Source organism: Thermaerobacter litoralis (genome assembly GCF_054654595.1).
In genome coordinates this window covers 1-12,018 of sequence record NZ_BAAIES010000005.1, presented here as the reverse complement: position 1 = coordinate 12,018, position 12,018 = coordinate 1, and the positions used below count along the sequence as shown (strand labels likewise).

Annotated in this window: 13 protein-coding genes; all 13 read left to right on the top strand. The window is 75.7% G+C overall.

The window, feature by feature from the left end:
• Positions 1 to 123 precede the first annotated feature (123 nt).
• Entirely contained in the window at positions 124 to 744 is a 621-nt protein-coding gene (locus ACYQ02_RS03490; protein WP_460039053.1) for a site-2 protease family protein, read from the top strand.
• An 84-nt stretch (positions 745 to 828) separates the two neighbouring features.
• Positions 829 to 1,656: a segregation and condensation protein A gene (locus tag ACYQ02_RS03485; RefSeq protein WP_460039052.1), complete on the top strand. Its 828-nt coding sequence runs from the start codon at positions 829 to 831 to the stop codon at positions 1,654 to 1,656.
• Entirely contained in the window at positions 1,653 to 2,639 is a 987-nt protein-coding gene (gene scpB, locus ACYQ02_RS03480; RefSeq protein ID WP_460039051.1) for an SMC-Scp complex subunit ScpB, read from the top strand. The genes ACYQ02_RS03485 and scpB overlap by 4 nt, the downstream gene beginning before the upstream one ends.
• A 275-nt stretch (positions 2,640 to 2,914) precedes the next feature.
• Complete coding sequence (locus ACYQ02_RS03475) at positions 2,915 to 3,646, top strand: DUF2953 domain-containing protein (protein ID WP_460039050.1); 732 nt, start codon at positions 2,915 to 2,917, stop codon at positions 3,644 to 3,646.
• A gap of 143 nt (positions 3,647 to 3,789) precedes the next feature.
• Positions 3,790 to 4,401, top strand: a complete 612-nt coding sequence (ytfJ, locus tag ACYQ02_RS03470; RefSeq protein WP_460039049.1) for a GerW family sporulation protein — start codon at positions 3,790 to 3,792, stop codon at positions 4,399 to 4,401.
• A gap of 45 nt (positions 4,402 to 4,446) precedes the next feature.
• Positions 4,447 to 5,658, top strand: a complete 1,212-nt coding sequence (ku, locus tag ACYQ02_RS03465) for a non-homologous end joining protein Ku (protein WP_460039048.1) — start codon at positions 4,447 to 4,449, stop codon at positions 5,656 to 5,658.
• Complete coding sequence (gene ligD / locus ACYQ02_RS03460) at positions 5,655 to 6,677, top strand: non-homologous end-joining DNA ligase (RefSeq protein ID WP_460039047.1); 1,023 nt, start codon at positions 5,655 to 5,657, stop codon at positions 6,675 to 6,677. Before ku ends, ligD (ACYQ02_RS03460) begins: the two co-directional genes overlap by 4 nt.
• Before the next feature lie 107 nt (positions 6,678 to 6,784).
• Positions 6,785 to 7,729, top strand: a complete 945-nt coding sequence (gene ligD, locus ACYQ02_RS03455) for a non-homologous end-joining DNA ligase (protein WP_460039046.1) — start codon at positions 6,785 to 6,787, stop codon at positions 7,727 to 7,729.
• An 87-nt stretch (positions 7,730 to 7,816) separates the two neighbouring features.
• Complete coding sequence (locus ACYQ02_RS03450; RefSeq protein ID WP_460039045.1) at positions 7,817 to 9,391, top strand: DEAD/DEAH box helicase; 1,575 nt, start codon at positions 7,817 to 7,819, stop codon at positions 9,389 to 9,391.
• A 244-nt stretch (positions 9,392 to 9,635) separates the two neighbouring features.
• Positions 9,636 to 10,685 carry a nucleoside recognition domain-containing protein gene (locus ACYQ02_RS03445; RefSeq protein ID WP_460039044.1) on the top strand — a complete coding sequence of 350 codons (1,050 nt, stop codon included), beginning with the start codon at positions 9,636 to 9,638 and terminating at the stop codon, positions 10,683 to 10,685.
• A 6-nt stretch (positions 10,686 to 10,691) separates the two neighbouring features.
• Positions 10,692 to 11,228 (top strand): spore maturation protein, encoded by a 537-nt coding sequence (locus ACYQ02_RS03440; RefSeq protein ID WP_460039043.1) that lies wholly within the window; start codon positions 10,692 to 10,694, stop codon positions 11,226 to 11,228.
• Between the two features lie 98 nt (positions 11,229 to 11,326).
• Positions 11,327 to 11,788, top strand: coding sequence for a RidA family protein (locus tag ACYQ02_RS03435; protein WP_460039042.1), 462 nt, complete (start codon positions 11,327 to 11,329; stop codon positions 11,786 to 11,788).
• Between the two features lie 3 nt (positions 11,789 to 11,791).
• A partial coding sequence (locus tag ACYQ02_RS03430) for a S4 domain-containing protein (RefSeq protein ID WP_460039041.1) occupies positions 11,792 to 12,018 on the top strand: 227 nt, incomplete at its 3' end.

Below are 12,018 nucleotides of genomic sequence, written 5' to 3'. Positions count from 1 at the left end.
GGCTGGCATGCCGGATCTGGAAGATCTCGGCGCCGGGTGGCCGCAGGTCCCCCCGGGTGCCGGGTGACGCGCCGGGGCGCACCGCCCCGGGGTCCGGGCCATCCCGGGCGGGGAGCGTTGCCCGTGCCGGGCCTGTTCGACCCCCTGGGGATCCTGGTGGCGGCGCCAGGGCTTCTGTTGGCCCTGGTCCTGCACGAATACGCCCACGCCCGCGTGGCCGATGCCCTGGGCGATCCCACGCCGCGGGCCATGGGCCGGCTGACCCTGGACCCCCTGGCCCACCTGGACCCGGTGGGAACCTTGCTCCTGGTCGTCTTCGGCTTCGGCTGGGCGCGGCCGGTCCCCGTCAATCCCTGGCACTTTCGAAACCCCCTGTCAGGCATGGCCATGGTGGCGGCGGCGGGGCCGTTGACCAACCTGGTCCTCGCCTTCGTGACCCTGGTGGTCTGGTACCTCTGGCAACCCGCCGGGCTGGTGGGCGAGGCGGTCACCCACATCGCCGTGATCAACGTCTACCTGGCCGTGTTTAACCTGATCCCCATCCCGCCCCTGGACGGGTCCCGGGTCCTGCGGGCCCTGCTGGGGCGCGGCGGCCAGTGGCTGGACACCCTGGAGTCCTACGGGTGGCTGATCGTCATCGTGCTGCTGGCCACCGGCAGCCTGGGGGCGGTCCTCCACCCCGCGGCCGTCCTGGTGCTGGAGGGGTTGTCGGAAGCCGCCGGCACCGTGACGGGCGTCCGCTGAGGGGCGCGCCGGCCCGCATCCCGGGCCGGCCGGCGGGTGAGGGGCCGGTCCAGCCGGTACCGGCGGGGGACGGGAGGATTGGCGATGGCCTACACCGTACGGCTCGACCAGTTCGAGGGGCCGTTGGACCTCTTGCTGCAGCTCATCGAGAAGCAGGAGATCGACATCCACGACATCCCCATCGCCCGGATCACCGAACAGTACCTGGCCCACCTGGAGGCCATGCGCCAGCTGGATCTGGAGGTCACCAGCGAGTTCGTCGTCTTGGCCGCCCAGCTCATCGACATCAAGGCCCGCATGCTGCTGCCGCCGGAGCCCCGGCCAGGCGAGGACGAGGAACCCGCCGAGGAGGACCCGCGGGAAGAGCTGGTGCGGCGGCTCCTGGAATACCGCCAGTACAAGGAGGCCGCCCGCTACCTGAGCCAGCTGGCCGAGCGCTACGGCGGCCGCTACCCGCGCCTGGTCGAGGCCGTGGCCCCGCTGGCGGGCGAGCTGCAGGGGCTGGAGGGGCTGACCCTGGACGACCTGGTCCAGGCGTTCGCCCGCATCCTGGCCGCGGTGCGGGAGTCGCCCGAAGTGGTGGTGGAACCGGAGGAGGTCACGGTGGCCCAGCAGATGGAGGCCATCATGGGCCTCATCACCGCCACCCGGGGTCCCGTCACCTTCCGCGCCTGCTTCTCCGGGCGCGCCCGCCGCATCGAGGTGGTGGTCACCTTCCTCGCCCTGCTGGAGCTGATCCGCCTGGGCCGGGTCCGGGTGCGGCAGGACCGCGCCTTCGGGGAGATCGTGCTCTATCCCGGGCCGGCCGCCGCGGCCGGTTCCACCGGGGCTGAGGACGGCCGCCCAGCCGCCTCCACCGCTGCCGGGACGAACAGCGCCGGGGCCGGCAGGCCGGAGGGGAGCCCGCAGTGAGCGCCGACCCGATTCGCGGCGCCGTGGAAGCCCTGCTCTTCGTAGCCGGCGAGCCGTTGACCCCCAAGCGGATGGCCGCCATCCTGGGGGTCGGTGAGGCCGTCGTCCGGCAGGCGCTGGAGGAACTGGCCGAGGCGTGCCGGGCCCCGGGACGGGGCATCGAACTGGTCGAGGTGGCCGGCGGCTGGCAGCTGGTGACCCGGCCCGAATACAGCCGGGCGGTGGAGGAACTGCTCCAGCCGCGCCGCCAGGCCCTCTCCCGGGCGGCCCTGGAGACGCTGGCCATCATCGCCTACCGCCAGCCGGTGACCCGGGCGGAGATCGAGGCGATCCGCGGCGTGCAGTCCGACGCCGGCCTGCGGGCCCTGCTGGAGCGCGGCCTGGTCCGCGAGGTAGGGCGAAAGGAGGGGCCGGGGCGGCCCATCCTCTACGGCACCACCCCCTTGTTCCTGCAGCAGTTCGGCCTGCGCGACCTGAGCGAGCTGCCGCCGCCGGGCACCTTCGTGGCCGGCGGCGGGGAAGGCGGCGGCCCGGAGGGCGGCGGCGCAGAGGATGGGGGAGCGGCGGACGGCGACCCGGGTGGTGGCGAGCGGGGCGGTGCCGCCGGCGGGGCCCCCGGCGGCGACGGGCCGGCCGGGGGAGCCGATCCTGGGGAGGGCGATGCGCCGCGGGAAGGCGATGCGCTGCGGGATGGCGAGGGGCCGCCGGTCGGAAACCCGCCCGCCGCCACCACCCAGCCGCCCGCCGCTCGCCCGGCGCCGGCCGCGAGCCCATCGCCCGCCGGTCGCCCACCCGCCGCCGCGAGCCCGGCGCCCGCCGGTCACCCCGCCCGGGCCGCGAGCCCGCCTGGAGCCGGGGAAGCGGCGGCGGGGTCGAGCCCGCCAGAGGGCGCCAGCCCGCCGCCGGGGGCCACGGCCTTTACCGGACCGGCCCCGCGGGCCCGGGGTTGGCCCGTCATCTCCCCGGAGACCGCCCTCCCGTGAGGGCGCCCAAGGCTGGTCGATCCTCCCGGGGCTGGGCATCCTAGGGGCGGAGGTGCACCCCTTTGCCGCGGCGCCCCGCCCACGCCCCGCTTGGCCGCATCCCGAGCCGCCGCCCAGCCGCCCTCCGGCCGGCGGCCCGCCCGTTGGTCGCCGACGGCCGGCCGGCGGCGCGCTCCGCCGGCGAGCCGAAGCAACCGGCCCCCGTGCCCCGCCCGGACCGGGGGCGGCCGGGACCGGGAACGCCCGGCGGCTGGCCGGCTGCGGCGGCGCGGCGCGTGGCTTCGCCCGCGGCCCGGCTGGGAGATGGGCGGGAGCGGGCGGCCCGGCCGGGGCCGCTGGCCCTGGCCGCGGCCGTGGCGGGCGCCGACGAGCGGCTGCTGGGGGCGGCCGCCCTGGCCCTGGCGGCGGTCCTGGTCGCCCTCCTCCTGCTGCACCCGCTGTTGCCCGTCCGCCTGCGCGGCCGCTGGCGCCACGGCCGGCTGACCCTGGCCCTTCAAGTCGGCTGGACCTGGCTGGCCTACCGCCACCGGCTGTCCTGGCGCCCGCCCGGCCCCATGCAACTGCGCCGATCCTGGCGGCTGCCACCCATCCGCCCCGGGCGCCGCTCGATCGGATACCGGCGCCAGATCCTTCCCCGGCCCTCCTGGCCCTGGCCGCTGGCCGTGCTCCCTCCCGCCCGGCAATTCCTGCGCATCGTCACGGCGGGGCGGTGGAGGCTTCGGCACCTGCGCCTGGAGGCCAAGGCGGGCTTGCCGGATGCGGCCGCCACCGCCTGGCTGGCCGGCGGCCTGTGGGCCCTGGCCGGGGCCGCCGCGGCGGCGGCCAGCCGGGATCGCGCCCGGGGCCCCCTTCAGATCCGCATCGAGCCCGCCTTCGACCACCCCCAGTGGAGCCTCGACTTCGACTGCATAGCCCTGGTGCCCCTATGGGAGGCTATGAGCGCCGCCCGCGCCCTTGCCGGCACCCGCCGGCGGGCCGGCCCGGCGGGTGCCGGCCGGGGTCGATGAGCGGGCCGCATCGCTCCCCGCTGGGACCCGGCCACCGGTGCCCCACCGGGCCCCAGGGGGCGGGACCCGCTCCCGGAGGGACGCCGGCCCGGGCCGCCGGCGGACGCCTGGGAGGCCAGGGGAGACCAGGGAGGGATGGCGGAGTGAGCCAGCACCCCATTCAGGGTTTGATGCAGACGGCCATGGAGAGCCTCAAGCAGATGGTCGACGTGAACACCGTGGTCGGCGACGCGGTGGAGGCCCAGGACGGCACGGTCATCGTGCCGGTCTCCCGGGTGTCCGTGGGGTTCGTGGCCGGAGGCGGCGAGTACGGCCGGGAACCGCGCCGGACCGAGGCCGGCGGTGCCGCCTGGCCCTTTGCCGGCGGCAGCGGCGCCGGGGTCAGCGTCCAGCCGGTGGGCTTCCTGGTGGTCGGCCAGGGACGGGTGCGCCTGCTGCCCGTGGCGGAGGGGGCCTTCCTCGACCGGGTGATCGACGCCGCGCCCGAGGTGCTCGACCGGGTGCGCCGCCTGTGGAACGCCCGGGACGGCGTGACGGCCGGCGCGGCCAACGGCGCCACCGCCGCGGCGACGGCCGCCGGTGCCGGGGGGACCCGGGGGGCCGCCGGCGCTACGCCACGGCCCGGCATGACCGGGACCCCGGGCAGCCCGGGGACGGCCGGCCTGGGGACGAACCCGGCCGCCACGCCGAGCCCCACCGGCCGCACCTCCTGGTCGGCCGGCGTCATCGGGGACGAGAGCGCGCCCCTGGATTGACCGGCGGCGGCCGGAGGCCGGCCGGAACGGAGGGAGGGGCCGCCGGTGCGCAGCCTCTGGCGCGGCGTGATCAGCTTCGGCCTGGTCAACATCCCGGTGCGCATGTACCTGGCGGTGGAGGAACGGGCGGTGCACTTCCGCCAGCTGCACCGGCGCTGCGGCACGCCCATCCGCTACCGCCGCTGGTGCCCGCGCTGCGACGTGGAGGTCCAGCCCGAGGAGCTGGCGCGGGGATACGAGTACGCGCCGGACCGGTTCGTCCTGATCGAAGAGGAGGACCTGGCCAACCTGCCCCTGCCGACAGCCCGGGCCGTGGAGATCCTGGACTTCGTCCGGGGCGAGGAGATCGACCCGATCTACTTCCAGCGCACCTATTACCTGGAGCCCGCCGAGGGCGGGGAGAAGGCCTATCGCCTGTTGCGGAGGGCCATGGACATCCGCCGCTGCGTGGCGGTGGCCCGGGTCGCCTTGCGCAATAAGGAAACCCTGGCCTGCCTGCGCACCTATCGCCACCAGGCCCTGGCCCTGGTGGCCATGGCCTACCCCGATGAGATCCGGCCGCTGGAAGCCCTGCCGGCCTTCGCCGCCCTGGGGGCCCCGGAACCCGTTCCCGCCCGGGCGGCCCGCGGGGCGGCGGCCGGTCCACGCCCCGCCGGCGGCAACGGCACCCCCACCTGGTCCAACGGCACCTACGGCGCCGGAGCGGCGCCCGGGTTCCGCCCGGCCGGCGTCCGGGCCGGCGACGGCGCGGCCATCCCGCTGGCCGGCCCCGCCGCCAGGCCCGGGGCCGCCACTGCCGCCACCCCCGCGACGCCCGGTGATCCCCCAGGTCCCGGTCCCCGGACGGCCGATGGGACCGCCGACCGGGAGCTGGAGCTGGCCCTCCACCTGATCGACCGCCTGACGGCGCCCTTCGATCCCGGGCGATACCACGACCGGTACCGGGAGGCGTTGCTGGCGGTGGTCCAGCGCAAGCTGGCCGGCCAGGAGGCCGTGGTCACCCCGCCGGAACCCGCCCCGGTCCTGGACCTGATGGAAGCCCTGCGGGCCAGCCTGGAACGGCTCGACGGGGACTCGCCTGCGCCGCGGGCCGGGGAAGGGCCGGACCGCGAGGGGGCGCAGGGTTTGGCGGGAGATCGGGTGCCGCCGGCGCCAGGCGACCTGTGGCCGGGGCGCGGCGAAGGAGCCCCGGTGGGAACCGGCCTTGCCGGCGGCGGAGGCCCCGGCCAGGCGCCCCAGGGGGAGGGCCGGCGGTGACGGCGGGCGGGCCGCCCCTTCCCCGCAACTGGGACGAACTGTGGCGCCCCGGGCGACTGGCCCCCATGCTGGCCCGCCGGGCGCCGGGTCCCTTCTCGTCCCCGGGCTACCGCTTCGAGGTCAAGTGGGATGGCTACCGCTGCCTGGTGTTCGCCGACCCCCGCGCGGGCCGCACCTACCTGCAGTCGCGCCACGGCTACGACCTGACCCCCTTCTTCCCCGAGCTGGCCGCGGTCCACCGCCACCTGGATGAGGCGGCCGTGCTGGACGGCGAGATCGTGGCCCTGGTCGACGGGCGCCCCTCCTTCGCCGCCTTGCAGCGCCGCCTGGGCCGGCCGGCCGGCACCCGCCGCCCCCAGGGGCCGGTGCCGGCCCTGCTGGTGCTGTTCGACCTGCTGGGCGCCGGGGGCCGGCTCTGGCTGGCGCGGCCCCTGGCCGAACGGGTCGACGGCCTGGCCCGCCTGTTCCCAGCCGGTTCGGCCCCGGGGCTGGTCCTTTCCCAGGGGATCGACGGCGCGGGGGAGGCCTTCTTCCACCGGGTACGGGCCCAGGGGCTGGAGGGCGTGGTCGCCAAGCGCCTGGACAGCCCCTATTTGCCGGGATGGCGCACCGCCTACTGGCAGAAGATCAAGGCGGAGCGGGAGCTGGATGCCGTGGTGGGGGGCGTGCTGCCCGGCGGCCGGGCGGCCGGGGTGGGGACCCTGCTCCTGGGCCTCTTCGCCGACGACGGGACCTTCCGCTACGTGGGCCACGTCAGCACGGGGCTGAGCGCCGCCGAGGCCCGCTGGTTCCTCCGGCGCCTGCGGCCCCGGCCCACCTGCCCCTTCGCCACCGTTCCCGAGCGGGCCCGCGGCCAGCCGGTGGTCTGGGTCGAACCGGCCCTGGTCTGCCAGGTGGGTTTCCTGGAGTGGACGCCCCAGGGGCACCTGCGCCATCCCGTCTTCCACCGCTGGCGGGACGACGTGGCCCCAAAGGACTGCCGCCTGCCCGCCTCCCACCCGGCCCGCGGCGCGGTGTAAGGCGGCGTCCAGCGGGACGAACCGGCCGGGCCGGGCGCCGCCGGCGGCCGCCAACGGCGCCCCAGGGTGCCTGGAGGGATGGGCCGTGGTTCCTGGAGGGGTGGGCCGTGGTCGAGGAGCGCCTGCGGGTGCAGGTGGCCGGCCGGCTGCTGGAGGTCTCCCACCTGCAGCGGCCGCTGTGGCCGGCGGACGGGCTGACCAAGGCGGACCTCATCGCCTATCTGGTGCAGGTGGCCCCCTACGTCCTGCCCCACCTGCGCGACCGCCCGCTGGTGGCCACCCGCTATCCGGACGGGGTCGACGGCGAGGGGTTCTACCAGAAGGACGCCCCCGCGGGCACCCCGGCCTGGGTGCGCACCTGGCCCTACCGCACCCGGGAGGGCCGGCTGATCCGGTTCCTCCTGGCGGACGAACCGGCCACCCTGGCGTGGCTCGGCCAGCAGGCCGCCATCGAGATCCACCCCTGGCTGTCCACCGTCCACCACCCGGACCGGCCGGACTGGGTGGTGTTCGACCTGGACCCGGGGCCCCGGGCCGCCTTCGCCATGGCCGTTGAGGTGGCGCTGGTGGTCCGGCAGGTCCTGGCCGCCCTGGATCTGGAGGGTTTTCCCAAGACCTCGGGCGCCACGGGGCTGCACGTGTTCGTGCCCATCCTTCCGGAGCATCCTTATCCCGTGGTGACGGAATTCGCCCGCCGGGTGGCGGCGCTGGTCGAGCGGCTACGGCCGCGCCTGGTGACCACGGTGCGGGCCGTGGCCCGCCGCCCGCCGGAGGCGGTGTACCTGGACTTCCTGCAGAACGGCCTGGGCAAGACCCTGGTCATGGTGTACGGGCCGCGGCCGCGGCGGGGCGCTCCGGTGTCCATGCCGGTGACCTGGGAGGAGCTGGAGCGAGGGGTGGATCCCGCCACCTGGACCCTGCGCACCGCGCCGGCCCGGCTGGCCCGGACGGGCGATCTCTGGGCCCGGGCCGCCGCGGCCCGCCGGTCCCTGACGCCGGTCCTGCGGCGGCTGGCCATCGCCACCGGCCCCACGGTTCCCAGCCCCGTGTAGCATCGACCGCCGGGGCGACCGCCGCCGCGCCGCCACGCCGGCGGCGCCCCGGGGATCCCGGGCCGGTCCCGGAAGGAGGTGACGGCCATGGCCCTGGAGTGCTGGCCCGAGTTGCGCCGGCTCTGGGAGCGCAAGGGGGTGCACTACCTGGGGTATCAGGTCGAGGCGGCCCGGCGGGTGGTGGAGGACCTCCAGGGGCGAGCCATCCTGGCCGACGAGGTCGGCCTCGGCAAGACCATCGAGGCCGGGCTGGTGGCCCGCGAGCTGATGGCCCGGGCGGGCATCCGCACCATCCTGGTCCTGGTGCCGACGCCCCTGGTCAGCCAGTGGGCGGCGGAATTCCGGGAGAAGTTCGACCTGCACCTGGCGGTCAACCCGCGGGGACCGGCCCTGCGCAAGGCGGAACGGCTGGTGATGGCCATCGACCTGGCCAAGCGGGACGAGCAGCGGCGCATCCTGCAGGCCCGGCCGTGGGACCTGCTGATCGTCGACGAGGCCCACAAGCTGAAGAACCGCAACACCCAGGTCCATGCCTTCGTGCGCGGGCTGGAGGCCCGCCACCTTTTGCTGCTTTCCGCCACGCCCCTGCAGAACGACCTGACCGAGCTTTACAGCCTGGTCAGCCTGGTGCGCCCCGACCTGTTCGGCTCCTATACCGAGTTCTGGCGCAACTTCCTCTTGGACAAGCGGACCCCGAAGGATCCGGAACAGCTGAAGCAGGTGCTGGCGCAGGTGATGATCCGCAACCGGCGGGCCGAGCTGGACCTGCCCTTCCCCGCCCGGGAGGTCGAGCTGGTGGGGCTGGAGCCCTTCCCCGAGGAGCGCGAGCTCTACCAGGCGGTGCTCCGGGCGGTGCGGGAGGAGTACGCCGAGCGCCGGCTGTACAACGGCACCGTGCTGCCCCTGTTGATGCTGCAGCGGGAGGTGTGCTCGAGTTCCCACGCCCTGCGCGCCACCCTGGACCGGCTGGCGGGCAGCGAGGGGTGGCAGTCCCTGGCCTGGACCCGGGTGCGGGAGCTGGCCCGGCAGGTGGAGGAGAACCACAAGGCGCTGATGCTGGAGCGGCTGATCGAGCGCCTGGACGAGCCGGTGGTCGTCTTCACCGAGTTCCGGGCCACCCAGGACTATCTGGCGCGGCGGCTGCGGCGGGCCGGGGTGGAGACGGTGGTCTACCACGGCGGCATGGGCGCCTGGGAGCGGGATGCGGTCAAGGACCGCTTCCGCCGGGGCGCCCGGGTGCTGATCAGCACCGAGTGCGGTGGCCAGGGCCTGAACCTGCAGTTCTGCCGCAACGTGGTCAACTACGACCTGCCCTGGAATCCCATGCGGGTCGAACAGCGCATCGGCCGGGTCCACCGCCTGGGACAGGAGGCCGAGAGCGTCCGGGTGTTCAACCTCTACGCCCGCCGGACCATCGAGGAGTACATCCTGCGCCTGCTGGACGAGAAGATCAACCTCTTCCGCCAGGTGATCGGCGAGATCGACCTGATCCTGCGCAGCCTCGACCGGGAGAAGTCCATCGAGGCGCGGATCGCCGAGATCACCCTCTCCTCCCGCGACGACGCGGAGATGGCCGAACGGTTCGAGCGGTTCGGCAACGAACTGGCGGCCTTCATGGAACGGGTGCGGCGGCGCACCCTGGCCTGGATGGGCTCGGGCTGACGCGGAGGCCTGGGCCGAGCCCAGGCGGACACACCCGGCCGGGACGAACCCGGCCGGGCCGCGGGGTCCTCCGCCCGCCGCGGTGCCCTCCAGCGTGTTGAGGTCGCCTCCGGGGCGGGCGCCGGGATGGGCCTGCAGCCGCCCCCGGCCCGCCGCCGTCGTCGGGATGACGTCCCCCTCGCCCGCATATGGATTGACGTGATGTCCCGCGGGGCACGGATCCCCGGGGCGGGGAGGGGGCACCATGCTCGACCTCATCTGGCTCGGCCTGCTGGTGATCGGCCTGGCCGTGGCCGCCGCCACGGGCCGGGTCGACCAGGTCACCGAGGCCGTGATGGCCTCGTCCCAGGTGGCGGTGGAGACCGTCATCGGCTTCCTCGGGGTGACCTCGCTGTGGCTCGGCATCATGAAGATCGCCGAAGAGGCGGGCCTGGTGACCGCCCTGGCCCGGTGGCTCCACCCCCTGATGCGCCGCCTCTTCCCCAGCATCCCCGACGGCGACCCCGCCCTGGGAGCGGTGGTGATGAGCATCAGCGCCAACATCCTGGGCGTCGGCCCCGCCGCCACCCCCCTGGGGCTGAAGGCGATGCAGGAGCTGCAGCGCATCAATCCCCACAAGCACGCCGCCTCCGACGCCATGGTGACCTTCCTGGCCATGACCACCTCGGGGATCACCCTGGTCCCGGCCACCGTGATCGCCGTCCGGGCGGCCGCCGGCTCCGCCCAGCCGGCGGAGATCGTGGGCCCGACCCTGGTGGCCAGCACGGTGGCCACGGCGGTCGCCCTGGTGGCCGACCGGCTCTTGCGCCCCCTGGCGCCGGTGCCGCCACCGCCCGCGGCCGGCGAGTCCACCACCGGGCCCGCGCCCGTGCCGCCCGCCGGTCCCGGGGGCCCGGGGGCAGGTGGCGACGCATCACCGGCCGATCCGGCCTCCGGGCCGGTCCCCGCGGGACGGGCTCCCGCGGCCGGCCCGGCCCAGCCGTCGCCCCGGGCGGGCCCGCCGGCCGGCCCCCGCGCCCGGGAAGGGCCGCCGGCCGCCCCGGCGGCCCCGGTGGCCCCGGGGACCGATCTTGGGGGCTCCCCGACCCGGGTCCGGGCAGAGGGAGCGGGCACCGGTGGCGCGGCCCCGGGCGCCGGCCCCTCGCCTCCGGGCGGTGGCGCCGCGGCCCGGGGCGCCGGTCGCCCGGCCCCCGGCACCGGCCGGCCGGGATCCGACCCCGGACCCATCCCTCCAGCGCCGCCACGGGCGGCGACCTGCCCACGGGCCATCACCCGCCCGGGCGACCGAGGGTGAGGGCGCATGTTCTGGGACCTGCTCCAGTTCATCTCCACCTGGGCGATCCCCGCCATGCTGGTGGGCATCCCGGCCTACGGCTACCTGCGCGGCGTGCGGGTCTACGACGCCTTCGTCGAAGGGGCTAAGGACGGGTTCTGGATCGGCGTCCAGATCATCCCCTACCTGGTGGCGATCCTGGCCGCCATCACCGCCTTCCGGGAATCGGGCGCCATGGACCTGCTGGTGGGACTGGCCGAACCCGTGCTGCGGCACGTGGGAATGCCGGGGGAGGTGCTGCCCCTGGCCCTGATCCGCCCCTTGTCCGGCGGCGGCGCCTTCGGCGTGATGACCGACCTGGTCCGGCAGCACGGCCCGGATTCCCTGATCGGCCGCATGGCCACGGTGATGCAGGGCAGCACCGACACCACCTTCTACATCCTGACCGTGTACTTCGGCTCCGTCGGGATCCGCGCCTCCCGCCACGCCCTCCCCGTCGGCCTGATCGCCGACGCCGCGGGGATCCTGACCTCCGTCCTCCTGGTCCGGGCCCTCTTCGGCTGATGGGCCCGGCCCCTGGCCGCCCCGCCTGCGCCGGGCCATGGACGGCCCTGGCAGACGGGGCCAATATAAAGGGGAGAGCGGAAGGGAGGGACCCCTGCGTGTCCTTTGAACGCCGTCTGGAGGAACTCGGCCTGGAGCTGCCGCCCGTGGCGGCGCCCGTGGCGGCCTACGTGCCCGGCGTGCTCCAGGACGGGTGGCTGTACGTGTCCGGCCAGCTCCCCCTGCGGGAGGGCCAGGTCCTCTACCGCGGCAAGGTGGGGCGGGACGTGACCCCGGAGGACGGCTACGCCGCCGCCCGGGTCTGCGCGCTGAACATCCTGGCGGTGGTCCGGTCCGTGGCGGGGTCGCTGGACCGGGTGCGTCAGGTGGTGAAGGTGCTCGGCTTCGTCAACAGCGCCCCCGGCTTCACGGGCCAGCCCCAGGTGGTCAACGGGGCCTCGGAGCTCTTCGGCCAGGTCTTCGGTGACCGGGGCCGCCACGCCCGTTCCGCCGTGGGCGTGGCGGAGTTGCCCCTGGACGCCGCCGTCGAGGTCGAGGCGATCTTCCGCCTGGAGGGCTGAGCCGTGCCCGCCGAGCGGCTGCAGAAGCTGCTGTCCCGGGCGGGCATCGCCTCCCGCCGCCAGGTGGAGGCGTGGATCGCCGCCGGCCGCATCACCGTCAACGGCCGGCCGGCGGTCCTGGGCACCCGGGCCGACCCGGCGCGGGACGTCATCGCCGTCGACGGCCGTCTCCTGGCGGACCTGGACCGCCGCCTGGCCCGCAAGCGGTATGTGATGCTGCACAAGCCCCG

Coding starts and splice junctions, on each gene's coding strand:
- ACYQ02_RS03485 (WP_460039052.1), top strand. CDS start 829: ATGGCCTACACCGTACGGCTCGACCAGTTCGAGGGGCCGTTGGACCTC.
- ACYQ02_RS03450 (WP_460039045.1), top strand. CDS start 7,817: ATGGCCCTGGAGTGCTGGCCCGAGTTGCGCCGGCTCTGGGAGCGCAAG.
- ACYQ02_RS03445 (WP_460039044.1), top strand. CDS start 9,636: ATGCTCGACCTCATCTGGCTCGGCCTGCTGGTGATCGGCCTGGCCGTG.
- ACYQ02_RS03440 (WP_460039043.1), top strand. CDS start 10,692: ATGTTCTGGGACCTGCTCCAGTTCATCTCCACCTGGGCGATCCCCGCC.